The organism is Psychromonas marina, from assembly GCF_030161115.1.
Taxonomy (GTDB): domain Bacteria; phylum Pseudomonadota; class Gammaproteobacteria; order Enterobacterales; family Psychromonadaceae; genus Psychromonas; species Psychromonas marina.
The window spans coordinates 118,784-145,779 of sequence record NZ_BSPQ01000019.1 but is presented as its reverse complement, the minus strand read 5'-3'; the positions used below and the strand labels follow the sequence as shown (position 1 = coordinate 145,779).

25 protein-coding genes are annotated in these 26,996 nt (G+C 40.5%); 21 read left to right on the top strand and 4 right to left on the bottom strand.

Features of this window, described 5'->3' with window-relative positions:
• Positions 1-2: 2 nt before the first annotated feature.
• From cobA to QQK09_RS16890, 5 genes are all read left to right on the top strand, one after another.
• Complete coding sequence (gene cobA / locus QQK09_RS16910) at positions 3-887, top strand: uroporphyrinogen-III C-methyltransferase (protein WP_284205348.1); 885 nt, start codon at positions 3-5, stop codon at positions 885-887.
• 46 nt (positions 888-933) lie between these two features.
• Complete coding sequence (nirB, locus tag QQK09_RS16905) at positions 934-3,462, top strand: nitrite reductase large subunit NirB (RefSeq protein ID WP_284205347.1); 2,529 nt, start codon at positions 934-936, stop codon at positions 3,460-3,462.
• A gap of 13 nt (positions 3,463-3,475) precedes the next feature.
• Positions 3,476-3,823: a nitrite reductase small subunit NirD gene (gene nirD / locus QQK09_RS16900; RefSeq protein ID WP_284205346.1), complete on the top strand. Its 348-nt coding sequence runs from the start codon at positions 3,476-3,478 to the stop codon at positions 3,821-3,823.
• Between the two features lie 168 nt (positions 3,824-3,991).
• On the top strand, positions 3,992-5,464 hold the full coding sequence (locus QQK09_RS16895; protein ID WP_284205345.1) for a NarK family nitrate/nitrite MFS transporter: 1,473 nt from the start codon (positions 3,992-3,994) through the stop codon (positions 5,462-5,464).
• A gap of 174 nt (positions 5,465-5,638) precedes the next feature.
• On the top strand, positions 5,639-7,396 hold the full coding sequence (locus QQK09_RS16890) for a bifunctional protein-serine/threonine kinase/phosphatase (protein ID WP_284205344.1): 1,758 nt from the start codon (positions 5,639-5,641) through the stop codon (positions 7,394-7,396).
• Positions 7,397-7,527: 131 nt separating this feature from the next.
• Here the strand turns inward: QQK09_RS16890 and QQK09_RS16885 are convergent, their stop codons facing one another.
• From QQK09_RS16885 to QQK09_RS16875, 3 genes are all read right to left on the bottom strand, one after another.
• Positions 7,528-8,391, bottom strand: coding sequence for a delta-class carbonic anhydrase (locus QQK09_RS16885; protein WP_284205343.1), 864 nt, complete (start codon positions 8,389-8,391; stop codon positions 7,528-7,530).
• A 195-nt stretch (positions 8,392-8,586) separates the two neighbouring features.
• Positions 8,587-8,694 carry a MetS family NSS transporter small subunit gene (locus tag QQK09_RS16880; RefSeq protein ID WP_284205342.1) on the bottom strand — a complete coding sequence of 36 codons (108 nt, stop codon included), beginning with the start codon at positions 8,692-8,694 and terminating at the stop codon, positions 8,587-8,589.
• Position 8,695: 1 nt separating this feature from the next.
• The gene (locus QQK09_RS16875; protein ID WP_284205341.1) at positions 8,696-10,177 is read right to left on the bottom strand and encodes a sodium-dependent transporter; all 1,482 of its coding nucleotides are present in this window, start codon (positions 10,175-10,177) and stop codon (positions 8,696-8,698) included.
• Positions 10,178-10,546: 369 nt separating this feature from the next.
• On the opposite strand from QQK09_RS16875, the gene QQK09_RS16870 reads away from it, so the two are divergent.
• From QQK09_RS16870 to QQK09_RS16835, 8 genes are all read left to right on the top strand, one after another.
• Positions 10,547-10,996, top strand: coding sequence for a prepilin-type N-terminal cleavage/methylation domain-containing protein (locus tag QQK09_RS16870; RefSeq protein WP_284205340.1), 450 nt, complete (start codon positions 10,547-10,549; stop codon positions 10,994-10,996).
• An 88-nt stretch (positions 10,997-11,084) separates the two neighbouring features.
• Positions 11,085-11,528 (top strand): prepilin-type N-terminal cleavage/methylation domain-containing protein, encoded by a 444-nt coding sequence (locus QQK09_RS16865; protein ID WP_284205339.1) that lies wholly within the window; start codon positions 11,085-11,087, stop codon positions 11,526-11,528.
• Between the two features lie 26 nt (positions 11,529-11,554).
• Entirely contained in the window at positions 11,555-12,031 is a 477-nt protein-coding gene (locus QQK09_RS16860) for a prepilin-type N-terminal cleavage/methylation domain-containing protein (protein ID WP_284205338.1), read from the top strand.
• Between the two features lie 160 nt (positions 12,032-12,191).
• A complete protein-coding gene (locus QQK09_RS16855; protein ID WP_284205337.1) occupies positions 12,192-12,689 on the top strand; it encodes a prepilin-type N-terminal cleavage/methylation domain-containing protein in 498 nt (165 codons plus the stop codon).
• The gene (locus tag QQK09_RS16850) at positions 12,679-13,260 is read left to right on the top strand and encodes a type IV pilus modification PilV family protein (RefSeq protein ID WP_284205336.1); all 582 of its coding nucleotides are present in this window, start codon (positions 12,679-12,681) and stop codon (positions 13,258-13,260) included. Before QQK09_RS16855 ends, QQK09_RS16850 begins: the two co-directional genes overlap by 11 nt.
• Entirely contained in the window at positions 13,260-13,979 is a 720-nt protein-coding gene (locus QQK09_RS16845) for a PulJ/GspJ family protein (protein ID WP_284205335.1), read from the top strand. The genes QQK09_RS16850 and QQK09_RS16845 overlap by 1 nt, the downstream gene beginning before the upstream one ends.
• Positions 13,969-14,415, top strand: a complete 447-nt coding sequence (locus QQK09_RS16840) for a hypothetical protein (protein WP_284205334.1) — start codon at positions 13,969-13,971, stop codon at positions 14,413-14,415. Before QQK09_RS16845 ends, QQK09_RS16840 begins: the two co-directional genes overlap by 11 nt.
• Positions 14,412-17,666 carry a DUF6701 domain-containing protein gene (locus QQK09_RS16835; RefSeq protein ID WP_284205333.1) on the top strand — a complete coding sequence of 1,085 codons (3,255 nt, stop codon included), beginning with the start codon at positions 14,412-14,414 and terminating at the stop codon, positions 17,664-17,666. Before QQK09_RS16840 ends, QQK09_RS16835 begins: the two co-directional genes overlap by 4 nt.
• Positions 17,667-17,749: 83 nt before the next feature.
• Here the strand turns inward: QQK09_RS16835 and xseA are convergent, their stop codons facing one another.
• Positions 17,750-19,078, bottom strand: a complete 1,329-nt coding sequence (gene xseA, locus QQK09_RS16830; protein ID WP_284205332.1) for an exodeoxyribonuclease VII large subunit — start codon at positions 19,076-19,078, stop codon at positions 17,750-17,752.
• A 234-nt stretch (positions 19,079-19,312) separates the two neighbouring features.
• On the opposite strand from xseA, the gene guaB reads away from it, so the two are divergent.
• The 8 genes from guaB to surE all read left to right on the top strand — a co-directional run bounded on the left by guaB (position 19,313) and on the right by surE (position 26,828).
• Entirely contained in the window at positions 19,313-20,779 is a 1,467-nt protein-coding gene (gene guaB / locus QQK09_RS16825; RefSeq protein WP_284205331.1) for an IMP dehydrogenase, read from the top strand.
• A gap of 293 nt (positions 20,780-21,072) precedes the next feature.
• Complete coding sequence (gene guaA, locus QQK09_RS16820; protein ID WP_284205330.1) at positions 21,073-22,653, top strand: glutamine-hydrolyzing GMP synthase; 1,581 nt, start codon at positions 21,073-21,075, stop codon at positions 22,651-22,653.
• Between the two features lie 154 nt (positions 22,654-22,807).
• The gene (locus QQK09_RS16815) at positions 22,808-23,371 is read left to right on the top strand and encodes a phosphopyruvate hydratase (RefSeq protein WP_284205329.1); all 564 of its coding nucleotides are present in this window, start codon (positions 22,808-22,810) and stop codon (positions 23,369-23,371) included.
• A gap of 123 nt (positions 23,372-23,494) precedes the next feature.
• Positions 23,495-23,767: a cell division protein FtsB gene (gene ftsB / locus QQK09_RS16810; protein WP_284205328.1), complete on the top strand. Its 273-nt coding sequence runs from the start codon at positions 23,495-23,497 to the stop codon at positions 23,765-23,767.
• Positions 23,768-23,826: 59 nt separating this feature from the next.
• A complete protein-coding gene (gene ispD / locus QQK09_RS16805) occupies positions 23,827-24,516 on the top strand; it encodes a 2-C-methyl-D-erythritol 4-phosphate cytidylyltransferase (RefSeq protein WP_284205327.1) in 690 nt (229 codons plus the stop codon).
• Complete coding sequence (gene ispF / locus QQK09_RS16800) at positions 24,513-24,995, top strand: 2-C-methyl-D-erythritol 2,4-cyclodiphosphate synthase (RefSeq protein ID WP_284205326.1); 483 nt, start codon at positions 24,513-24,515, stop codon at positions 24,993-24,995. The genes ispD and ispF overlap by 4 nt, the downstream gene beginning before the upstream one ends.
• Positions 24,996-25,023: 28 nt before the next feature.
• The gene (gene truD, locus QQK09_RS16795) at positions 25,024-26,091 is read left to right on the top strand and encodes a tRNA pseudouridine(13) synthase TruD (RefSeq protein WP_284205325.1); all 1,068 of its coding nucleotides are present in this window, start codon (positions 25,024-25,026) and stop codon (positions 26,089-26,091) included.
• A complete protein-coding gene (gene surE, locus QQK09_RS16790; RefSeq protein ID WP_284205324.1) occupies positions 26,088-26,828 on the top strand; it encodes a 5'/3'-nucleotidase SurE in 741 nt (246 codons plus the stop codon). The genes truD and surE overlap by 4 nt, the downstream gene beginning before the upstream one ends.
• Positions 26,829-26,996: the final 168 nt, after the last annotated feature.

Here is a 26,996-nt window from a genome sequence, read left to right as displayed (position 1 = left end):
TTATGGTATTTAAAAAAAATATAAGTGATGTTGTTGTATTGCCTTCAAGCAGTAGCCGCTCTGCTAATACAAAACCTAAACAACATCAAAATACCGATCAGCTTAATCATCATTTGGGTTATGTATCATTGGTTGGTGCAGGACCAGGTGACCCAGATCTGCTCACTGTTAAAGCACTACGTGTTATTGAGCAAGCCGATGTGATTATTTATGACAACTTGGTAAGTGAAGAGATACGCGCTCTATTTCCCCTAAAAACTGAAACCCATTACGTTGGAAAAATGAAAGGTTTTCATAGCTCAACACAATCCGAAATTAATCAACTTTTAAAACAAAAAGCATCACAAGGGCTGAATGTGTGCCGCTTAAAAGGTGGCGATGCTTTTGTCTTTGGTCGTGGTGGGGAAGAGGTCTTAGAACTGAAAGCGATGGGTGTACAGGTTGAAATTGTACCGGGTATTACTGCCGCTGCAGGTTGTAGTAGTTATGCTGGCATTCCATTAACACATCGCGGTTTATCTCAAGGTTGTACTTTTGTAACCGCGCATGCTGAAAAAGAGCTTTCTATTAAATGGCAAGCATTAGCAAACTTGGACCATACATTAGTTTTTTATATGGGACTAAGCAAAGCAGAACTCATCGAAACACAACTCACTAAAGCTGGATTAGATATTAATACCCCAGTCGCATTTATTGAAAATGGCTGTTGCCCTGAGCAACGGGTTATTACAGGTACGCTTGAGCAACTTGCTTCGTTAGTGAATAAACATCAAATCAAATCCCCTTCATTGATTATGGTTGGCAAGGTAGTCGCACTTGCAGAGCAACTTCAATGGGTAGAGCAGCACAGCAATATAGATAGCGTGATAAAGCAATTATCAGCTTAATTAACATTAAAGAATTAACCAAAGCATCATTAAAGGAATAACGATCATGAGTAAACAAAGAATTATTGTAGTGGGCAACGGAATGGTAGGGCATAAGTTCATTGACTCTATCATTACTGACGACAGCGTTGATTACGAGGTGATCACTTTTTCAGAAGAATCTCGTCTTGCTTATGATCGTGTGCAACTCAGTTACTTCTTTTCAGGTAAAACGGCTGAAGATTTAGCCCTTACCGATGAAACCTACTATCAAGAAAACGGCATTAATTTTGTGCTTAGCGATAAAGTTGTTGAGTTAGATTTTGCTAACAAACAAGTGATCACCGCAAGTGGTCGTGTTGAAGCTTACGACAAATTAGTGCTAGCAACCGGTTCATTTCCATTCGTACCACCAATCCCTGGTAACGACCAAGAACATTGTCATGTATACCGTACTATTGATGATCTTGAAGCGATCACAGAGTCAGGTCAGAAGAGTAAGGTGGGTGTTGTTATAGGTGGAGGATTACTCGGTCTTGAAGCGGGTAATGCACTGGTTAACCTTGGTTTAGAAACACACATTGTAGAGTTTGCACCCCGCTTGATGGCGGTGCAATTAGATGAAGGTGGCGGTGCGCTGTTACGTCGTAAAATAGAAGATCTCGGTGTAAACGTGCATACAGGAAAAGCGACTACTGAAATTGTTGCTGGCGAAACTTGTCGTTACCGCATGAACTTTGCCGATGGTAGCTTTTTAGAAACCGATACGATTATCTTCTCTGCGGGTATTCGCCCTCAAGATGAATTAGCGCGCTCTTCTGGTCTTACGATTGGTGAGCGTGGCGGTATTGTGATTGATAATCACTGTCAAACCAGTGTTGAAGATGTTTACGCGATTGGCGAATGTGCATTGTGGGAAAACTTCATTTTTGGTCTTGTTGCACCGGGTTACCAAATGGCGAAAGTTGCAGCTGCACATATTAAAGGTGATAGCGGTTTAGCCTTTACGGGTGCCGATATGAGTACCAAGTTGAAGTTACTAGGTGTTGATGTAGCCAGTATTGGTGAAGTACACGGTAAAACACCGGGCGCACAATCTTATACTTACAATGATGAAATTGAACAAGTTTATAAACGTTTAACGGTTTCTGCGGACGGTAAAAAAGTAATTGGTGCGGTACTCGTTGGTGATGTTGATGCCTACGGTTCGTTATTACAATTAATGCTTAATGATATGGACCTACCTGCTAATCCTAGCGTCCTTATTCTGCCAAGTTCAGGTGATGAAGAGTCAGCTGGTTTAGGTGTTGATGCACTGCCAGACACTGCAGCTATCTGTTCATGTTTTGATGTCAGCAAAGGTGATATTAAAGAAGCCGTAGCCGCGGGTTGTACGAGCATGGGCGAGCTTAAAGCATCAACTAAAGCTGCGACAGGTTGTGGTGGTTGTTCTGCATTAGCGAAACAAGTATTAGATAGCGAATTGGCTAATCTTGGTTTTGAAGTGAAGAAAGATATCTGTGAGCATTTTGCTTATTCTCGCCAAGAACTTGCTGACATTATCCGCGTTAAGAAAATTAAAAACTTTGATGCATTATTAACTGAATGTGGACAGGGTTTAGGCTGTGAAATTTGTAAACCAGCGGTGGGTAATATTCTTGCCTCTTACTGGAATGAATACATCCTAGAAGATGCTCATATTGAGCTACAAGATACTAACGATATTTACTTAGGTAACATGCAAAAAGATGGTACTTACTCTGTTGTGCCACGTATTGCTGGTGGTGAAGTGACGCCGGACGGATTGATTGCAATCGGTCAAGTGGCTAAAGAATTCGACCTTTATACAAAAATTACCGGTGGGGCACGTGTCGACCTGTTTGGCGCACAGTTACATGAATTACCGGCTATCTGGGAAAAATTAGTTGATGCCGGTTTTGAAACAGGGCATGCCTACGGTAAATCATTACGTACGGTGAAGTCTTGTGTTGGCAGCACTTGGTGTCGTTACGGGGTTAAAAATAGTATTGGTTTTGCGATTGAACTTGAAAATCGTTACAAAGGTTTACGTTCTCCGCATAAAGTGAAATTCGGTGTGTCTGGTTGTACGCGTGAATGTGCTGAGGCTCAGGGTAAAGACTTTGGGTTAATTGCAACGGATAAAGGCTGGAACCTTTTTGTTGCTGGTAACGGGGGTATGCGTCCTCGCCATGGTGACCTGTTTGCCTCTGATTTAACCGATGAACAAGTACGCACCTATATTGATCGTATCTACATGTTCTACATCCGTACTGCAGACCGTTTACAGCGTACTTCAGTGTGGTTAGAGAATATGGAAGGTGGCGTTGAATACTTAAGAGAGGTTGTTATTAATGACTCGTTAAATATCAATGCAGAACTAGAAACTGAAATGGAGAGCAATATTGGTAACTACCAATGTGAATGGAAAACAACTATTCAAAGTCCAGAAAAACTGAAACGTTTTAAGCATTATGTGAATAGTGAAGAGGTTGATACAGGGCTTAAATTCAAAGTGGAAAGAGAGCAACGCTTCCCACTGTTAAAAGACGAAATCAAAATTACTGAATTAGTGTAATAAGGAGTAACAAATGGAAACATCAAATAACAGCACATGGACTGAGATTTGTTCAGTTAAAGATTTAACTCCTAATGGTGGTACGTGCGCACAATTTAATGACCAACAAGTGGCCATCTTTTTGTGTAAGCGTAGCGACAATGTTTATGCGATTGCTAACTTTGACCCCTTTGGTGAAGCGAATGTATTGTCGCGTGGCCTAATGGGCTCAACGGAAGAGATCACTTATGTTGCCTCTCCCTTATTAAAGCAACGTTTTAATTTAGCGACTGGGGAATGTTTAGACTCAGAAGTGCATAAGCTTAAAACTTTTGATGTGCGTGTTGAGAATGAACAAGTACTGCTAAAAGAAGCAAGTTAAGCATTTGGTATGCAATTTAATAGGCTCGATGTAGAGCCTTCAAGAAGCGAGTTCAATAGACCGCTTCCACGAAGTAAAGACTCAATGATGAGTGTTTACAGAAACTAAGTTAACGACTTAGCTTTCAAAAATGAGGCTCAATGATGAGCTTTTTTAATAGGGATTTTTATGAGTAAATCATCGTTTAATATTTTTTCTTTTTCAGGGAAGATGAAAACACTACATTTAAGCTGGATGGCATTCTTTATTACCTTTGCTGTTTGGTTTAACTTCGCACCTTTATTACACGCAGTGAAAGAGAGCTTAGGGTTAACTACCGAAGAGATTAAGACACTGCTTATTTTAAACGTCGCTATCACTATTCCTGCACGTGTTATTGTTGGTTCACTAACCGACCGCTATGGTCCACGTGCCGTATATTCCGCTTTATTAGCACTTTGTGCGATTCCTTGTTTTGCCTTTGCACTGTCAGAAACCTTTATCCAAGCGGCGATTGCGCGTTTTGCATTAGGTTTTATTGGTGCAGGTTTTGTTATCGGTATTCGTTTAGTGTCTGAATGGTTTCCGCATAATGAATTAGGAACTGCTGAGGGCATTTATGGTGGTTGGGGTAACTTTGGTAGTGCAGCTGCTGCATTTACATTACCGACGATTGCATTGATGTTTGGTGGCGAAGATGGCTGGCGTTATGCAATGGCATTAACAGGTGTAATTAGCCTAGTATTTGCTTTCATTTTTTATGTAAACATAACCGATACTCCAAAAGGTTCTACTTACTTTAAACCAGCTAATTTAACGGCGATGGAAGTAACATCAAAAGGTGATTTCTTTCTGTTACTACTGATGAAAATCCCAATGTATGCTGCACTTGCATTGCTTGCTTGGAAATTATCACCTGCAAATATTGATATGATTTCGATCACCGTGACTTACGCAATTTATGCAGGCTTATTCACACTCTATCTTTATGAATGGTCTCAGGTTTGGAAAGTTAATAAATCGATATTTACGACTCCTGTACCAGAGATGCACCAGTATAAATTCAAACAAGTTGCGGTGTTAAATATCCTTTATTTTGCTACCTTTGGCTCAGAATTAGCGGTTGTTTCTATGTTACCGTTATTCTTCCTCGATACTTTTGAATTAACACCGGTTATGGCTGGTATGGTGGCTTCAGCTTACGCCTTTATGAACTTAGTGTCGCGCCCTGGTGGCGGTTGGATCTCTGATAAGTTTGGTCGTAAATCAACATTAATTATTCTTACTGCTGGTTTGGCATTAGGTTACCTATTAATGGCACAAATTGATGGCGGTTGGACGCTTTGGGTTGCCGTTGCTGCTGCAATGTTATGTTCTTTCTTTGTGCAAGCGGGTGAAGGTGCTGTATTTGCAACAGTCCCCCTAATTAAACGTCGCATGACAGGACAAATTGCAGGGATGACTGGGGCTTACGGTAATGTTGGCGCGGTTGTTTACTTAACGGTTTTATCATTTGTAGACTACCAAACGTTCTTCTATGTGATTGCTGTGACTGCATTTGGTGGACTGGTTACATTACTGTTTATGACTGAACCTAAGGGCCAGATCGCTGAAGTGAACGAAGATGGTAGTGTGACTATGATAGATGTAGGCTCACATTAGCAAATAATTGCTCAGGTCGTTGCTATTTAAGCTAATTGCGTCGTTGAAAAATGCTCATTTGCAGGAGCAAACTGCGCTTTTACGCCTTGCACTTAGCATAAATAGCTTAGCCCTGAGCATTTACCATTTTTATAAAAACTTTAAGTCTTGATAGGTAATAATTAGGGAATGAAATTGACTAAAAAATCGCAAGCACAACTTGAGCTTTGTATTGGTGGGTTTTCTGATGCAGGGGTACGTGAAGTCAATCAAGATGCGTTTGCGGTTAAGGTGCCCACTTCATACTCTGAAAAAAAATATAAAGGTATTGTCGCAAGTGTGGCTGATGGTGTTAGTTGTAGCAATAACGGACAGCAGGCGAGCCAGACTAGCGTTACTCAATTTATCAATGATTATTACTGCACCGCAGAAAGTTGGAGTGTTAAGCTTTCTGCGAGTAAGGTATTAAATTCATTGAATGGTTGGTTATACCACCATAGCAAAGGAGATTTACGCCATAACGGTTTAATCACCACCTTCAGCAGTATCATTTTCAAATCTACTACAGCACATATCTTCCATATTGGTGATAGCCGAATTTATCGTTACCGAGATGGTGTTCTCAAACAACTGACCCATGATCATGCACGTAGTTTATACGCTAAAAAAACCGTATTAACGCGCGGATTAGGCATGGATTGCAATGTCGATATCGATTATCAAACCTGTACATTACAACGCGGTGATATCTTCTTACTGAGCAGTGATGGCATCCATGATTGGTTATCTAAAGATGAATTAAGTAAACAATTATCGCCACATACTGAAAGGGAAAGTACTGTCTCTTCATTAGAGCGAAGCGCAACAACCATTTCTCATGAAGCGATTAAAAAAGGCAGTGCGGATAACTTAACCTGCTTATTGCTCAAAGTTACTAACCTACCCAACTCCGATGTAGGGGAGTTATTTAAAAACTCCATTAATCTGACTATTCCGCCCGCTTTAGAAATTGGTAACGAAATAGACGGGTTTAAAATAGATAAAATCGTCCATCAAGGTGCCCGCAGTCATGTTTATCTGGCGACAGATAAGTACAACGATAGACAACATATTTTAAAGATGCCGTCGTTAAATTTTATTGATGATAGTGCTTACCTCGAGGGATTTTGTAAGGAGCAGTGGGTCGGTCAAAAATTAACGCACCCGAGTATTATGGGGATTTTTCCGCGTGATCCTAATTCGCTTTTTCTCTATCATATCTGTGAACATGTGCAGGGCATTTCATTACGTGTTTGGATGCAGGAAAACCCAGAACCATCCCTCGATGTAGTACGCGATATTATAAAAAAAGTCGTCTCAGCAACACGTGTATTACAGCGTTCATCGATGGTACATCGTGATTTGAAACCAGAAAATATTATGATTTCTGAAAACGGCACCATAACTCTTATTGATTTTGGTACCGTACAGATTGATGGGCTCGATGAAATATCTCCCGCAGTCCCAAGTGAAGTACCATTAGGCGCACTCGACTATATTGCCCCTGAGTACCTTAATGAAAATAAAGCCACCTCTCTTTCGGATCTATTCTCTATTGCGGTTATTGCTTATGAATTATTAACCGGTGAATTACCTTACCAACCAAGTACATCGCAGTCATTAGAGAAAGCGCGTGCTGCGCAATGGCAGTATCGCCCGATCCAGCAGTTTAGAGAAGAGTTACCTAACTGGTTGGATGCTGCACTAAAGAAAGGCGCTAACCCATTACCCACAAAGCGATATGGTGCAATGAGTGAATTTGTTAACGACCTCTACCCGGTTAATAAAACCATTCAAAAACAGATCTTGCCTACCTCTTTATTAGAGCGAAATCCTGTGCAGTTTTGGCAATCATTAACCTGTGTTTTTTTTGTTATTGCTGCTGTTGAATTGTTTATTATCTTACAAAAATAGACGCGGAAAAGAGGGGGGAGCATTACCCTCTTTATTGATACCAACAACCGAACATGGTTATTGCTATAAGTCTCTCTGCTGTTAGTGAGTATTTTTATTGGGTAATCTCTGCTCACTAATTTATCAGCCCTTTAACGGCTAGACAATAACGATGGGTTAACCACTAAATTACGCACAGCATGGGCATGATTTTCATTAAAAGCATTACTTTCTAACCATTTACCGACACTCTTAATATTAACTTTGGCAACCTTAGGTCGAACGTTCCAGGTAACCTGAAAAGGAGACGCTTTTTCATTATAACTTGGGCCTGTTGTTGAGCCTGCATATTGAACTGCTACCCCTGTATTATTGGGAATATGAAGGGCTTGGTGATAACCCGCTCTCATAGCAAATTCTGTTAAGGTTGAAAAATCTAACGCATTGCGATCATTCACGAGAACATAAACCTGTGTTTCTACACGCAGTTGTGGATTAGTTATTGCGTCATCTAAGCAGGCGATTAATGTTGGGCCTGGTTGTACTAGCGCGGTTGAATACACGTAATGTACTTCTATCGTGTCACCGGAATTAAGGCCAGCATGTTTGCTCACACCAATTGCATGTTTTAATGGGGCCAATTCAGCTTTCGTTAATGTCCCTGAATAAACAAAGCCGGTGTTATAACCGTGCCCATCTCCGTTACCAGCATACTTGGTAAACTCACCACCTTTATGCTCTGCATTTTTATGGAAATGTATATTACAAAGATTCATTGAGGTGTAGGGTGGTGCAGGACTAGAAATACGCTTGTTATTTCCTTTGATGGTGTCGATATCACGAGGAGCTTGCGGTCCAAACCCTTTGCTCGTCGACTGAAGTGATAATTTGAAGCGTTGATCTGCAATGACTTTATCTGAGACTTGCTCATGTTGCTGAGCATCGCTAGGTGTTGCATTTGCTATTGTTGGTAAGAGTGCAGCTGCCACACACAAAAAAAATGTCTTGTTTATCACCCCTTAATCTCCTTATCAGTAGATGGTTTAAATAGATTACTTAAAACTTAGAGAATAAACTTGATGTAAATTATTTTTTTGTCAATTAATCGAGATGCGTGTTGGAGGTAATGGGGGGAATATTTCAGGGTAGGAATTAGGCAAGATAGCAGATTCGCTATCTTGCCTATGATTCAGCATTTTTATTTCTTCGTTCTACGATTCGGCTTTATTCGCGTTCATCGCTTTGCGAATACAGAAGGCTGCGCCTCCCCAAGTGATCCCTAACCCCAGAACCATCATTATAATTGCACCAGTTGTCATCTTAACTCTCCTGTGTGTTATTTTTACTTGCTTTGTTGATTAAAACAGCACTCACCAACATCGCAGCAACTAATCCCCAGCCTAACATCATTAAGTCTGAGGTTGAGTAACCGCCGTAACCTTCCGTTATCGTGGTATAAATATTTGTGCCTAAAATCACCAATAGGAAGAGTGGGCTGATAAACTTCAAGCAGATCTCAAACCAGTTACCGATAGTGAATTCAGAAATATTGTTTACATGTTTATGGATATCAGAAAGTTTGATAATCCAGCCCATAATCAATAGTTCAATCAAACAGCTTGCTAACAGTGCAATGTTATTCATGAAGTAATCAACTAGGTCTAACAGTAATAGACCGCCATTGGTTGCAAATGACATCGATACCACAAAGCCGATACCACACACCAAAGATGCGGCCACTTTGCGTGATAAGTTTAATTTATCGATAAACGCTGATGTTACCGCTTCAATAATAGAGATATGCGAGCTTAGGCCTGCAATCACTAATGCAAAGAAGAATACCGGACCCAAAATATAAGGCGCTGGTAAGAGGTTAATCGCAGAAGGAATAGTCACAAATGCAAGACCCACACCCGATGAAACAACCTCGGTTAATGGTTTTGCTTGTTCGTGTGCCATGTTACCTAAAATAGCAAAAATTAAGATACCTGCGATGATAGAGAAACCACAGTTAATCAATACCGTCATAAACGCGTTATTAGTGATGTCTGATTTTTCAGGTAGGTAACTTGAGTAGGCAAGCATGATTGAGAAGCCGACACTCAGGGTGAAGAATATCTGACCATAAGCCGCTGACCACACTTTAGGATCCGCAATTTTACTAAAATCAGGTTCGAAAAGGTAATTCAGGCCATCTAGTGCACCCGGTAGCATGATCATACGCGCAATCAGCGCAATCACCATCAGGAACAGTAAAGGCATCATGATTTTACTTGCGCGTTCAATACCACCTTTAACACCGGTGAAAATTGCTGCGAAGGTAATCGCCCATGCAATCGCCATAGGAATTGCAATATGCCACTGAATCGAACCTAATTTACTCGGACCATTATCACCACCTAGTTGTAGGAACTCACTAAAAAAGTAAGCATTAGTATCTGAGCCCCAGCTTTGTGTAAATGACATATTAAAGTAGGAGATAGCCCAACCAATAACGGCAACATAATAAACCGCAATAATTGCTGCAAGCATCACTTGGAACCAACCTAGCCATTCAAACTTGCTGTTCAAGCGTGCAAATACACGCGGTGCTGCACCACGATATTTGTGGCCCATACCAAATTCCATGATCATAAAGGGAATGCCGGCGGTTAACATAGCAAATAGGTAAGGGATGAAAAACGCTCCGCCCCCATTCTCATAAGCCATATAAGGGAAGCGCCAAATGTTACCTAAGCCGATTGCAGAACCGACGGCTGCGAGGATAAACCCGGCTCGGGATCCCCATTGTTCTCGTTTCATAAATATTCCTTTTTAAAAAACTGATAATTACTAATAGTTTTATTATTTTGTGCTTTAGCATTTGCCAAAGCTTAGCTGCAGATTACCCATTTAATGATCAATACGCAATATGCTAAAAATTTGACCTAGTAAATTAAAAAATGGATAGGTAAGGGCTTTTTTTATATTAAAAAAATGATATGTTCTCATATTGTTTTTTGACATAACATATTGAATGGTTTCTCTTTCTCATTCAATTAGCTGTCTGTCAATAAATGATTTTCATTATCATTTTAACTTGGCGTGTAAATTGCTTGTGTAGACTAGGCGATTCATTTTATCTCGCTTTTTTTGCATTTTGCGAAGTTATTTACTCATGGAGTTACGGCAATGAAGCCACAGTCGGGGTTTACATTAATTGAACTGGTTATTGTTATTATTATTCTCGGTATTTTAGCGGCCACTGCGTTGCCGAAGTTTATTGACCTGCAAGGTGACGCACGTGCATCTTCATTATATGGCGTGAAAGCAGCGCTAGAAGGCGGTGCAAGCTTAACCTATGCACAGGCGGCTATTGAAGGGATTGAAAAAACATCCACAGGAAAAAGTACTCGAGAGGGGGTTGAACTTGTGTATGGTTACCCAGCAGCAACAGTCGGCGGGATTATCAAGGCGATTGAATTAAGTGAGCTTGATTGGGCGGTTAGTCCTGAAACAACAAGTAGCCCTTTAATTATTACTGCATCAGGTGCTCTTGCAACGGTGGAATGTAGAGTCGAATACAGTGCTGCCAGACAAGGTAAACGTCCTTTAATTGATGCAAAAGTTGATGATTGCTAAATAATTGTTCATAATCGCAGTTAAATGTATTTTTTTAAAATTAAGTGTCTATTCTTAGTCACTGTTAATATAAATTTAAGGTAGGAAAATGAGAAAACAGTCAGGTTTTACGTTAATTGAATTAGTTATCGTAATTATTATTCTAGGTATTTTAGCTGCAACAGCCGTGCCAAAGTTTATCGATTTACAAGGTGATGCACGAGCGTCAGCGTTAAAAGGTGTTAAAGCGGCATTAGAGGGCGGTGCAACATTGACTTATTCACAAGCTGCTATTCAGGGGATTGAAAAGAGTTCAACTGCAACACCTACAAAAAGTGGTGTAATGAGCAAGTTTGGTTACCCAACTGTAGCGGGAATATTTGATGCGATTGAATTAAGCTCAGGTGATTGGACTTCTGCAGCAGACGGTACAGGTGTTCTTATTTTCTCAGTTGATTCATCAGCTTCTCAAGCAACATGTAATGTTTCTTATGAGCCACCAACGACTGTCGGAGTTCGTCCTGAAATAGAAGTCACTGATACTGGCTGTTAATTATTTTTTAAAATTTGGAGAGTAATATGAAAAAAGCAAGTGGTTTTACATTAATTGAATTAGTGATCGTAATTATTATTTTAGGTATTTTAGCTGCGGTTGCCGTGCCTAAATTTATTGATTTGCAAAGTGATGCGCGTGTTTCTGCATTGAAAGGCGTTAAAGCAGCGCTTGAAGGCGGTGCGACATTAACTTATTCAAAAGCAGCGATTGATGGTGTTGAGAAATTGGCCTCTACATTTATTGATATTAATGATAATGATACTAAAGATCTGCCAGTTGTTTATGGCTACCCGACCGCGACGTCTGCAGGTATTGGTTCTGTAATTGACTTAAGTACTAATGATTGGTACACCACTGATGGTACTACAGCAACAGGTCCAATGTACTTTTATGCCTCAAGTGCTGCTGCAACTTATAATCCTGCTAAATGTAATGTTTCGTACACATTAGGAACATCGCCTGCTCGCCCAACAATAACTGTAAATGATACTGACTGTTAGTTAGAAACATAACTGCTATGGTAAATAAAAATCCCACAAATTTGTGGGATTTTTTGTTTCTGAAACACTAAAAAATTCACTTTATCTCGAAACAACCGTAAATATTTCTTATACTTGTAAACTCATTTAACAGTTTTCTTTACTTTAGGGTCAAACATCAATGGGGTTATTCGATAAACGCTTAAACCAAGGTTTTACACTGATTGAATTGGTGGTAGTGATCATTGTATTAGCTGTGTTAGCGGTGGTTGCTGTGCCTAAGTTTGTTAACCGTACCAGTTTTGAAGATTATACCGTGCGTGACCAATTGATCGCGCGTTTGCGCTTAGTACAACTGCAGGGCATGAATGCCGACCCGAAAGATGACGCCAGCAAAAATGCCTGTTATTGGCTAGTGGTAAAAAGTGACTGTTTTTATAATGAACATACTAGTAAATCAGGTGGCAGTTGCGCTAACCCTTCTCAGGGGAGTGTTTGTAATAACGAGAGTTATAATGAGTTTGCACCCGTCAAATTTCCAACGGGTATGCTTGATACTAAAAAATATCGTTTTGATCTTCAGGGGAAGTTAGTCGAGGGGGATAATAGCATCACTATTGATGGCGATAACGGATTGTCTATTACAATCGAAACTGAGGGCTTTATCCATGCGCAGTAAGTTTACCGCTAAAGGCTTTACCTTAGTTGAACTCGTTGTTGGTATTGTGGTGCTGGCCGTTGCGATGATGATCATGAATACCATGCTGATTTCACAAAGCAAAGATGCACTCGAACCCTTATATCGATTGCGTGCTTCTCAACTTGGACAAAGCATTATGCAAAATATGCTTTCACGTAGTTACGATGAAAACTCTGACCACAATGGTGGCTTATATCGATGTGGTGAGGGTTGGCCTATCGAAGTGGTTGACAGTGCCTGCTCCACTACATTGGGTCGAGATGGGAGTGAGACACTTAAAAAACACCAAGACTTTAACGATGTAGATGATTTTATTACCTATTTGGGTGATAACGGCCGTATTGCTGTTTTTATTCCTGCTGTGGCTTATGGTGATGTTTTAGGCAATCTTTTACCCGATCAATATACAAACTATTCTGTCAAAATCGAAGTGGTAAAAATATCTACGGATGTCGGTGTAGTTGATGATAGAGCCAAAAAACTCGTGGTTATCATTAAAACACCAAGTAACGAAGAGATCCGCTTTAGCGCATTAAAAGGAAACTATTAATGAGATTAAAGCAGCAAGGTTTCACCCTCATTGAGTTGGTGATTGTTATTATTGTTTTAGCTGCGATAGGTATTGCCACCAGTAGTTATATCGCCACGGGAATCGGTATCTATACCGATATTAGCGAACGCGATAGAGAGCTAAATAGCACCCGCTTTGTGATGGAACGTCTGCGTCGTGATATTTTAAACGCACTGCCTAATAGCCTTATCGTCTCTTATAGTGGTCAGTGTTTAACCTATACACCAATTATTAAAAGTACGCTTTACGATTATGATTTTCCTATCTCCCCCTTTAGTAGCTCAACCGCAGGGATCGCTAGTATCGATGATTACAGCTTTGAAGATGGCGACAAAGCGGTGGTTTATTTATTACAGGCGGACGAGTTAACCTCGAATAAGGTACAGCCTATTAGTGAGGTTGATGGCGAAACAATCAGCTTTGCAAATGCAGTGAGCTTTCCTCTCGGTTCTCCCAGTAAGCGCTTGTATATTATTCGAGACAGTAAAAGTTACTATTTTAATTCTTCAAAAGAACTTAGGTTAGCTGAAGATTGCTTCTCAGATGGCAGTCTAATGGCGAATAATATTGAGGGAGATTTCTTGGTATTTGAGCCAACCCTACAGCGAAACGGCTTAGCCAAGGTCACTTTTATGCTAGATTTTGATGGGCAGGAGGTGCCAATTGAACAAACGTTGCATGTTAATAATGTCCCATAAAAATATATGCAAAAAACAGCAGGGCAGTGCGATCGTACTCGCCATTTTTGTGATTATTATTATCTCGCTGGTGGGCGCCGCGTTAGTTTCCCTGCAACGTGACAGTGCAAAGGGCACAAGTTATGAAGTGTATGCCGCGCGTGCCTATTTGAGTGCTTATTCAGCAAGTGAGATCGCTTTGGTAGACTTGTTCCCTCTAGGCAGCACAACTGCTAATGAAACTAATTGCAGTGAGTCTGATCCAATCGATATAACAGTTACACTGAGTGATGATGACGGTTTCCACGGCTGCAGCGCCGCATATCAATGCCAGATACTTAAACCCGAGGCCTCTGCAAGCCTGCCAACCCGTTACCAAGTCGTCAGCACAGCCGTTTGTGAAAATGCACAAACCGTTACCCGTCGCCAAATTACTGTTGAGGCAGTGAGTTTATGATGAATCCTTTTAAAATTATTCTGTGTTTTTTTTGTCTGTTTTTTATTTCTAATGTTTATGCTGATAATTGTGATATTCCTGGTAATGACCTAACGGTTCCAGAAAGTACTACACATAATGGGAGCATTAATGGTTATTGTAATGTGACTATTAGTAATAATGCTAAGGTACAAAATGGCGGTATAAATGCAGATGGAAATGTTACGTTAACTGATGGGGCAATAGTCGCTAATGATATTACGGCTGGTGGTAATATCATTATCGAAGGGGGAACTGCGCAGAATGGTAATATCTCAGCTGGAGGAAATATCACTTTAACAGATGGGGCTCTAGTTAATAATAGTGTTACGGCTGGTGGTAATGTCATTATCGAAGACGCAACAGTGCAAAATGGTAGTGTTTCCGCTGATGGCGATATTACGTTGAAAGCTGGTTCTAGGGTTAATAATAATATTGATGCTGGTGGTAATATTATTATCGAAGCGGGAACAGTACAAAATGGGCATGTCTACGCCGAGGGAAATATTACATTAAAAGATGGGGCTACAATTCCTAATGGTGATGTCGTCGCAGATGGTGTTGTTTATTTAATTGGTGATGTCTCTAAACAGAATGGTAAAATTTGTGGTAAATCAGGAGTCGATGATACAGATATAGATGATGGTTCTAATATTTCTTACGACAATATATTTGTTGGTGAAGATTGCTCCCAACCGTGGGATGGTAATCCACCGACAGAAAATATTTGTGATATTGCACCAGATTTAAGTAATTATAAAATTGAACCTGATAATTATTTTAGGCTAGGTCAGGGAGATGAGTATACGGTTCCGAGTGGTTATGACGGGTTATATGTTGATGGAACCGTGACACTCAATAATCGCAGTATTTTCAATGGCAATATTTATGCAACTGGTGATGTCGAGCTTAAAAACTCGGCAACGGTAAATGGAACGGTTTACTCGGAAGGTTTGATTGAATTAAAACAGTTTGCGCAAATTACAGACGGGCAGTGTCCAGGTACATCCCCTCCTTCCCCCGATGAATATCGTTTTGAAATTATTACTAACAGCGATGCATTAACTTGTGAGCCTCATGCCGTAACAATAAGAGTGGAAAATGCTGATGGTGATTTGATTGAAAGTTATGCTAAAGAAGTCACTTTAAAAGCAGAGCAAGCTTCTGTTTTAACAACTTGGAGTACCATGGGCGCGAAAGGGATATTGACTGATAAAGGCAATGGAGAGGCGACTTACTCGTTTGATGAAGATGATAAAGGCTCTGCGACGCTAGGGTTATCTAATCCAACCGCTAATGAAAAACTCACTGTAACAGTAAATGAAGGGGGAATTAGTACGACTTCAGAAGAGATTACTTTTCACCCCGCTTTAATTAAAACGACGTTAGAGTGTGATAAAAATATCTCTGATACAAGTGGTGTTAGCCATTGTATTAACACAGCTAACAAAGAGTTCAGCCTTAAGCTTACAGCAATTAAAGCCGATGAAAGTAATGTTTGTGAGTCTTATAATCCCTCGAGTATTGCATTTAATTCTGATTATGTAACGCCAAATAGCTCTGCAACAGAGGTGCAAATTATCTATGCAGATAAAGATAACAACGAAATGGAAACAACACAGCCATTACCTATAAATAGCGACCCAGTTAATTTAGCCTTAGTGTTTTTGCTTGGAGAGGCAACTGTCGGTGTTAATTACCCAGACGCAGGGAAAATAAATATCAATGTTGTAGATGTCGATAACCCTTCCATAACGGGCAGTGCACAAACTATCGTTAACCCCTTTGCAATAAAAATTTCCAATATAAATGGTTATACAGACAATACTGGTAACCCAATAAGTAACCCGAGTACCAAAGGGATCGGAGATGGGTTTATTCGGGCTAGTTATACTAACTACACAGGTGGGATTGCTGATGCTGTCGATACATTTACGGTAACGATACAGGCATTAATTGATTGTGATAATTCTATAGGGTGTACATCAACAGCACCAAACTTTTACAATGGCAGTGATGACGGTGATGTAATTGAAGTCACCCCACAACTTGTTTTTCCTACCTCTGGCGAATTAGGTACATTATATTCACCTAGCGGTGCTTCATCACCTACATTCAAAACGACAGCATCATCAAAAAATTCTCCGAGACTTGCTTATAGCGAAGTCGGCAGTATTGATTTATATGCAGAGGGGAAAAATTACTTAGTGGCAGGTAACCATATTAACGCGGAAAAAGATGCAGGTGATAATAACATTCTGACAACGGTAGGGCGTTTTTTTCCAGATTATCTAGCGCTTACCGCTGATAGTTTTATTGCAATATCAAGTTGTTCTAGTGATTCAGGTGATTTTAGTTATTTAGGCCAAGAGGAGATAGGGGTTACTTATAAACTAACAGCACACCCACAGGGGGCGACAGACACCACTTTAAACTATGATGATAGCTTTGGTTACCCTGTTGCCGAAAGCTTTGAGCAGTTTGCGCGAGACCAAAGCAATGATGAGTTATCAGTATTGCAAGAAAAGCTATCTCCCGCAGTTAATTATTACTCGAAAAGTGATTGGAGTGGAGGTGTGTTTACGCTTTCCCCATCATATATCGGAGTAGATCGAGATAGAACTACTGCGCAAGGGCCTTTCCTAATCGATGATAATAGTGCTATTGATTATTTTATAAAATTAACCGGTGTGGATGGTGAGCAACTAAAAACTGACAGTGAGACTTCGTGTAATGAATTTTCTTCTGCTTTCATAGATCAGTGTTTGCTCGGAGACTTAAACGATATCGTCCATGGCAGACTGCAAGCGGGTAATGGTCACGGCAGTGAGTTTCAATCGATACGAACCCTCGTTGAAGCCACCTATTTTGATGGTACTCAGTTTGTTCCTTTTAAACGTGATGACTGTACAACCCTAGTTGCAACACAAGTAGAGAAAGAAACACTAGCGGGAACGGAAAATGATATAACGGCAAAAACAAATTTAACCATTTTAAATTCCCCTCTAATTTCTGGGCAAAGCCATTTTGAGTTTTCTGCTCCTCAACTACGTGGAAAAATGAACTACTTTATCGAACTGCATAGCGTTGCGCCTTGGTTATTGGATAGCGGCAATGAAGTTGAATGTAAAGGTGCTAATGCGGGATTAAATGATTGCATTAAAGGCTATGTGGAGTTTGGTCTGTTCCGCGGCAACGATCGCATTATCTACCGAATGCAGACCTTTGATTAACAGCAGCGATCAGTTTTTAGCTGTCAGCTATCAGTTTTAATGCACTTTTACTGACAACTGAAAGCTAACCGCTAACAGCTGTTTTAAATCACCTGCGCCTTAAACAGCCCTTTATCTAATCGCACTTCAACCTGATCACCACTATTCAATTTACTAGCATCGGTAGTCACTCTGCCTTTGTCATCTTTTACGATCGCATAACCACGCGCTAGCGTTGCTAATGGACTCACTGTATTCAGTTGGCTTATATTGTTTTGTAGGTCTGTTTCGCTCTGCTTGAGTTTATTGTGCATCGCATTTTTTAAGCGTGTTTTTAATTGTGCCTGTTTTTGTAATTCAAGATTAACCGTTTGTTCTGGGCTATGTTGCATGAGCCCTGAAGTCAGGTGATTCTGACGTTGTTGTTTGCGATTAAGGAGTGCACTCATTGCGTGTTGCAATCGTAAACTCAGTTCATCAGACACTAATGTTTGCTGTTGTAGCTTATGTTTTGGATCTTGAGTTAGCAGTTTTTCATTAAGCAATGCGTGTTGATGTTGTTGACGGTGTAGGCTCGACTGCATCGCTGCTTTTAAGCGGTTCACCAGTGTATCTAGTTGGGTGCTGACAAAGGCTTTATTTTGGCTTACTAATTCAGCGGCGGCAGAGGGCGTTGCTGCGCGTACATCGGCAACAAAATCACTGATCGTGACATCTATCTCATGACCGACTGCGCTAATGATAGGTAATTGGCTATTAAAAATAGCGTGTGCGACGACTGCTTCATTAAAACACCACAAATCTTCCAATGAACCACCACCACGACCAACAATTAACAGATCACACTCTTCACGCTGATTAGCCAGTGCTATTTGTGCGGCAACGGAATCACCACTGCCTGCACCTTGCACTTGGCTTGGGTAGATCACTACCTGTAAACGCGGATCTCGACGCTTAAGCACACTTAAAATATCGTGCAATGCGGCACCTGTTGAGGAGGTGATAATACCAACGCGTTTGATGATTTGCGGTAATGGTTTTTTATGCTGCTCAGAAAAAAGGCCGTCGGCCGCTAACTGACATTTAAGCTGTTCGAACTGCTGCTTTAATAATCCATCACCTTCAGGTTGCATGCTCTCAACGATCAGTTGATAGTCGCCACGCGCTTCATAAAGGCTTAGCTTCGCACGGACTAATACTTGCTGACCATGCGTTGGTGTAAAACCGGTACGACGATTATTACCCTTAAACATCGCGCAGCGTACTGCGGCACTGTGATCTTTTAGCGTGAAATACCAATGTCCGGAAACAGCGATAGTGAGGTTGGAAATTTCACCCGATAACCAGATAACACCTAGGCCGGTCTCTAAAAGTGACTTAGCAGCACGGTTGAGGCTACTGACACTATATATATTACTGTTTTGAGAGTTCATAGGTGCTTCACTGACAGAGAAATAGAAGCCAATATTAACATTGATTTGCTACTTGTTGCCAATGACAGATTAATCGATTCTGTCTGCTATTAACCACAAAATAAAAAGAATGTATGAAATGTAATTTTTTAATTGTGCTTACGTCACAAAACGATTAAAATCCATCCGCAATATCATACCCAATAGATTATTGGGTAATGAACAATCCTCCCAACTATAAGTGAGATATTGCAAATGCTACGAATTGCCAAAGATGCATTAACTTTTGATGATGTATTACTAGTACCAGCTCATTCGACTGTACTTCCAAACACTGCGGATTTAAAAACGCAACTAACACAAACCATCCAAATGAACATTCCAATTTTGTCTGCTGCGATGGATACTGTAACTGAAGCGCGTTTTGCAATTGCTCTAGCTCAAGAGGGTGGTATCGGTTTTATCCACAAAAACATGTCAATCGAAGTGCAAGCTGAACAAGTTCGTTTAGTTAAAATTCACGAAAGTGGTGTGGTTGCAGCGCCGGTTACCGTTTCTCCTGAAACAACATTAGGCCAAATTAAAGAATTAACAGAGCAGCATGGCTTTGCTGGTTACCCAGTGGTAGAAGCATCGGGCGAACTAGTTGGTATTATTACTGGTCGTGATGTACTTTTTGAAACGGATTTAGCAAAACCTGTTTCTGCGGTAATGACAGGTAAAGCAGATCTAGTGACTGCAAAACCAAATACACCTCGTGATGAAATCGAAGCGTTAATGCACGCGAAACGTATCGAAAAAGTATTATTAACTGATGATAACTTTAAGCTTAAAGGCATGATCACGGTTAAAGATTTCCGTAAAGCAGAACGTAAACCAAATGCATGTAAAGACGAATTAGGTCGTTTACGTGTTGGTGCTGCTGTAGGCGCTGGTGCTGGTAACGAAGAGCGTATTGATGCGTTAGTTGAAGCGGGCGTTGACGTACTGTTAATCGATTCTTCACACGGCCACTCTCAAGGCGTTTTAGATCGCATTAAAGCAACACGCGCAAGCTACCCAGATCTACAAATTATCGGTGGTAATGTTGCAACGGGTGACGGTGCTAAAGCATTAGTTGCTGCTGGTTGTAGCGCAGTTAAAGTGGGCATCGGCCCAGGTTCAATCTGTACGACACGTATCGTAACAGGCGTTGGTGTTCCGCAAATCACAGCTATCTCAGATGCAGTTGAAGCACTTGAAGGTACTGGTATTCCAGTTATTGCCGATGGTGGTATTCGTTTCTCTGGTGATATCGCCAAAGCACTCGCAGCGGGCGCATCATGTGTAATGATGGGTAGTATGTTTGCAGGTACGGAAGAATCTCCAGGCGAAATCATTTTATACCAAGGTCGTTCATACAAGTCATACCGTGGTATGGGTTCTTTAGGCGCGATGTCTCAAGGTTCATCGGATCGTTACTTCCAAAGCGATAATGCAGCTGACAAATTAGTACCTGAAGGTATTGAAGGTCGCGTTGCATATAAAGGTAAAGTAAAAGAGATCATTCATCAGCAGATGGGCGGTGTACGCTCTTCAATGGGTCTTACGGGTTGTGCAACCATTCATGAGATGAACACTAAAGCGATGTTTGTGAAGATTACTAGTGCCGGTATGGGCGAAAGCCACGTGCATGATGTAGCGATCACTAAAGAAGCGCCTAATTACCGCTCTGGTAGCTAGCCTGTTTATGCTTTCAGTGTTGTCTTTAGCAGCCTGAAAGTAGTTGCTGATGTTGTTGATATTATTGTTGTTTTGCGGTTATAAATTTCTATGCAGAAACAGTTATCTTCAATATACAGTTACAGGTAGAATCCGCTTGCCTAGTGGTGAACTAAATTTATAAAGAGGATGAAAATCCTCTTTTATTATTTTTAAAATGATCTGTTAGCACGACTAATCTTGTGTTAAAAAATTGATCGTAAATACTCAACGCGATAATAGCTGCCTCAAGTATTTACACAAAAGGAATAAAAATGACTACGAATATCCATGAACAACGTATCTTAATCTTAGATTTTGGTTCGCAATATACTCAACTTATCGCGCGTCGTATCCGTGAAATCGGGGTGTACTGTGAGCTTTGGAGCTGGGATGTTTCTGAAGAAGACATTAAAGAGTTTAACCCAAATGGTATCGTATTAGCTGGTGGCCCTGAAAGCGTAACCGCTGAAGGTTCTCCGCGTGCTCCTGAGTATGTATTTAATGCAGGCGTACCTGTATTAGGTATCTGTTACGGCATGCAAACCATGTCGAAACAGCTTGGCGGCGAAGTGATAAAAGGTGAAGGCGAGGGCGAGTTTGGTTATGCTCAAATCGAAATGCAAACACCTTCTGAACTGTTTAAATCAATTGAAGACGCAGTTTCTGCTGACGGTAAAGCACTGTTAGACGTTTGGATGAGCCACGGTGATAAAGTGTCGGCTATTCCTGAAGGTTTTGTAACAGTTGCTAACACAGCAACCTGTCAATTTGCAGCGATGGCCAATGAAGAAAAACGTTTTTACGGCGTACAGTTCCACCCAGAAGTAACACATACTCGTCAAGGTGAGCGTATGCTTTCTCACTTTGTTAAAGATATCTGTGGTTGTGATGGACTTTGGACGTCAAACTCTATCATCGAAGATGCTGTTGCACGTATGAAAGAACAGATTGGTGATGACGAAGTTATCCTAGGCCTTTCTGGTGGTGTTGACTCATCTGTTGTTGCGATGTTATTACAACGTGCTATTGGCGACAAACTGACCTGTGTATTTGTTGATAATGGTTTACTTCGTTTAAACGAAGGTCAGCAAGTAATGGATATGTTTGGTGATCGCTTTGGATTAAACATCATCCACGTAAATGCTGAGCATCGTTTCCTTGAGCAAATGGCTGGCGAAAGTGAGCCTGAAGCGAAACGTAAAATTATCGGCCGTGTATTTGTTGAAATTTTTGATGAAGAATCGAAAAAACTAAAAAATGCGAAATGGTTAGCACAGGGTACGATTTACCCAGATGTTATCGAGTCTGCTGCTTCTAAAAACGGTAAAGCACATGTTATCAAATCTCACCATAATGTTGGCGGATTACCAGATGATATGGAAATGGGTTTAGTTGAGCCATTACGCGAACTATTTAAAGATGAAGTACGTAAAATTGGTTTAGAGCTAGGTTTACCGTACGACATGTTATACCGCCATCCATTCCCTGGACCTGGTTTAGGTGTACGTGTTCTTGGTGAAGTGAAAAAAGAGTACTGTGACCTATTACGTCGTGCAGATGCTATCTTCATCGAAGAGTTACACAAAGCTGATCTTTACCATAAAGTAAGCCAAGCATTTGTCGTATTCCTACCAGTACGCTCTGTTGGCGTTATGGGCGATTGTCGTAAGTACGATTGGGTTGTTTCACTTCGTTGTGTTGAAACTATCGACTTTATGACGGCGCGTTGGTCACACTTACCGTACGATTTAATCGGTCATGTTTCAAATCGTATTATTAATGAAATAGACGGTATCTCACGTGTTGTTTACGATGTATCTGGCAAGCCGCCTGCAACTATCGAATGGGAATAATTAGTTTCCTATAGCATGATAAAAAAACGCTCATTGAGCGTTTTTTTTTGCCTTTAATTTAGCAGCCGATTATATCTTCAGTAGAGCGGTTTTTATGCTCATATTTTAAGGTGATTTGTAGTATTATGCGCTTTTTGTTTTTAGGATTTAAGTGATGGACTTGGTAATTGAAGTATTAGGCTGGACCAGTGTTGGATTTTATATTTTCCTGCTTGTTTTTAATGGTATGAAACATATGCGCTTAGCGTCGTTTCTATCGGTAGCGAATGATGTGATATGGGGCTTTATGATTGGTGTATTACCAAAAGTACTGCTCAACTTGGTTGTGGGCAGCGTTACGCTTTATCGATACCTTTGTGATTTCACTAATATGCCTAAAAAAATAATTAATCTATCTCTTGCGTTGATGATTGCAGGTTTATTGTATTTCCTCTATTTCGCTGTTAATTCTTATTTGGCAGACCCTTCACTAGGTTTATTGCTCACTTGGGTTGATTTTGTGATTATTTTGACCGCTCTCAGCGTTAAAAAAATTCGTATATTCCAATCTTTCATGCTTTTATCTGCATTTGTTGGCGGTTATGCTTATTACCTATTAGGAATTGAGCAGATGGTAGTTATTAAGATAATTGTTGCTGGTATTACCGGTTATAAGTTATTTATTCACCCACGTTTTCCTGAATTAGAAGATAAACTACTTTTTTGGAAAAAAGCTTAATCAATTCCGTTGCCACTTATTTTACTGACTTTAAGTGGTAACGCTAAAATGAATAAATTTTTTATCTTTTGACTAGTTTCAATGTAAGATAATCAACTACAACTTTTTTAAAGGTGATTTTCGATGCGTTTCTTTTTTGTTCTTGTACTGTTTGTGTTTGCCCTTGAGCAATATCACCTGTGGTGGGGGAAAAATGGATGGCAAGATCATCACCAATTATTGCAAGAAGTTGCATTAGCAAATGAGAGTAATGCAGAGTTGCAACTACGTAATCAAATGATGTTTTCTGAAATTTATGATTTGAAATTGGGGTCTGATGCGATTGAAGAGCGTGCGCGCAATGAGCTCGGGTTAGTCAAACAGGGAGAAACATTCTTCCGTATCATACCTAAGTAGCCGTAATAAAAGCGTGTAATAACGGTCTTCTGTCACTCCGCTTAAAAGTGAATAATATAATGGTTAATAGGCAGTTAGTAGCGGTCATTCCCGCAGCTGGTATCGGCAAACGTGTCGGTGCAACAATTCCCAAACAGTATTTATCGATACTGAATAAAACGATTATCGAGCATAGTTTAGCGCCTTTTCTTGACCTCCCTGAAATTAAGCGTGTCATTGTCTCATTGGCAGAAAATGATCAGTGGTTTGCTTCTCTCCCTGTTGCTAAACACCCCAAGATAGAGACTGTTGTTGGTGGCGCAGAGCGCGTTGACTCGGTATTAGCGGCATTAAATAAAATTGATAGTGATGATTATGTCTTAGTGCATGATGCAGCAAGACCTTGTATTACATCAGGCGATATAAATAAGTTGATCCATAACGTAAAAGCGCATCAGCAGGGGGCAATTTTAGCCAGTAAAGTCCGTGATACGATGAAACGAAGTGATGCTAGCAATAGCATCCTGAATACGGTTGAGCGTGATAATCTCTGGCATGCATTAACGCCGCAAATGTTTATTAATCAGTCCCTGATGAATGCCATCAAAGAAAACAAACAGCCTGAAAAAGTTACCGATGAAGCCTCTGCATTAGAGATGTCTGGCTTGCCTGTAAACATCGTTGAGGGGCGTTCTGATAATTTAAAAGTAACCCGCGAAGAGGATCTCAAGCTTGCTGCTTTTTATCTTTCCCAAGGAGAAATAAGATGATCCGTATTGGTCATGGTTTTGATGTACATAAATTTGGTGGTCAAGGACCTATCACCATTGGTGGAGTTAAGATTCCCTATACGCAAGGATTAATCGCACATTCAGATGGGGATGTCGCATTACATGCTATTTGTGATGCATTGTTAGGCGCGTTAGCCTTAGGGGATATTGGTCATCACTTTCCTGATAACGATCCTAAATATGCGGGTATTGATAGTCGTCAATTATTAAAAGAAGTATTTCAGCAAGCGTCAGAGAGGGGATATCACCTTGGTAACCTAGACGTAACCATCGCCGCGCAAGCCCCTAAAATGGCTCCTCATATTCAAGCAATGCGTAGCGAGATAGCTTCACTTTTAGATAGTGATATTGGCAATGTGAATGTCAAAGCGACCACCACTGAAAAGTTAGGTTTTGTGGGGCGTTGTGAAGGCATCTCAACCCATGCTGTTGTATTATTGTTAAAAAATACTGATTAAAAAAATAGTTATTAAAAAAGAGTCCTAAATGAGCGAAATAGAACAACAAGCACCCGCGTTACCTGAAGGTGATGCACAACCAAAACAAGCTTTCCCGTTAGATTTTAATTTTTTATACGGTAAACCTACAAGTAAAGGCGTTTACAAGCAACGCTGTGAAGACTTTATCGTGCAGGAAGATCTTGGTTTTGAATTAACGGGTGAAGGTGAGCACGTTTGTTTATGGGTTCAAAAAATTGGTGAAAACACCCAATATTTAGCACGTCAGCTAGCAAAATTTGCCGGTATTCAAGCGCGTGATGTGAGCTATGCGGGTCTTAAAGATAGACAGGGTGATACGTGGCAATGGTTTTCGTTACAGATTCCGGGAAAAATAACACCCGATTTCAGTTTGTTTGAATCGCCAGGGGTAACGATCCATAAAGTGATTCGCCACAATAAAAAAATTAAAACTGGTGCCTTGGCGGGCAACTATTTCTCTATCACGCTACGTGATATTACTGATAAACAAGCTGTAGAAGAAGCGTTACTAAAAGTTAAAAAGGGTGTGCCTAACTATTTTGGTGAGCAACGCTTTGGTCATGGAGGGCATAATGTCAGTGCTGCGCAAACGATGTTTACTGGTCGAAAAATAAAAGATCGTTTTAAGCGTGGTATGTACCTCAGTGCAGCAAGAAGTTACCTGTTTAACCAAGTCGTGTCTGCCAGAATTTCCGATGAACTTTACCTCAACCCGATGCTGGGTGATTGTGTGCAGTTTGTGAGTAATCGATCTTTCTTTCCGTTGCCTGATCTTGAAGCCTCGACTTTAGATCGTTTAGCATCACGTGAAATCTGCTTAACAGCTCCTTTATGGGGGGCTGGTGAGCTGACTAGTGAACAGGATGCTAAACATTATGAGCAGGAAAAATTAAAGGGTTATGAAGACTTACAAGCTGGTTTAGCTAAAAACGGATTAAAACAACAACGTCGTCCATTGTTATTAGTCGCCGATAAACTATCTTCGCGTTGGCTTGATGAGCAAACCGTTTGTATTGATTTTTATCTGCCTTCTGGTTGTTACGCAACGAGTCTATTAAGAGAACTAATTCAATGATCAACCTGTTAGTCAGTAATGATGATGGTGTTTATGCGCCGGGGTTAGCGGCATTAAATGAAGCTCTGAGTACAATATCCGTGGTTACTGTGGTTGCGCCTGAACGTAATCATAGCGGTGCGAGTAATGCCTTAACATTAGAAAATCCACTGCGTATTCAGCAATTAGAAAATGGTTTTACTGCGGTTAGTGGTACGCCTACTGATTGTGTACACCTTGCATTAAATGAACTCTGTGCTGTAGTACCAAAAATGGTGGTCTCTGGCATTAATGCAGGCGCGAATATGGGCGATGATGTGCTTTATTCTGGCACTGTTGCTGCGGCAATGGAAGGACGCTTTTTAGGGTTACCTGCGATGGCTGTTTCATTAGTGGGCAAAAACCATTATCAAAGTGCAGCCCTTTACGCCAAGCAATTAGTAGAGAAACTATTAGTTTCTCCTCTTCCTCAAGATCAAGTACTTAATGTTAATGTACCGGACTTACCTTTTGATAAAATTAAAGGTATTAAGGTAACTCGCCTTGGTAAGCGCCACCAAGCTGAAATGATTGAAACCAGTACGGACCCCCGTGGTCGTGATATTTTCTGGATTGGTCCTCCCGGTGAGATTGCTGATGCGGGAGAGGGGACGGATTTTCATGCGATTGAAGAGGGTTATGTGTCGATTACACCGTTAAAAATTGATTTAACTGCGACGGAGTTGCTTAAGAACTTATCTGAGTGGTTAGCAAACTAACTTACTGGTAACAATTTTTGCGTGATAAGCTTTTCCTCTTTTTATAACAATGTAATAATTTTCTTATAATAGCGGTTCGCATTAATGTTGTAAGAATATTTAACTATTATTGCTAGCATAATCAGTCGGTTATTTCTATCCTTTGGATTAATCGTATTAACTTTTTTG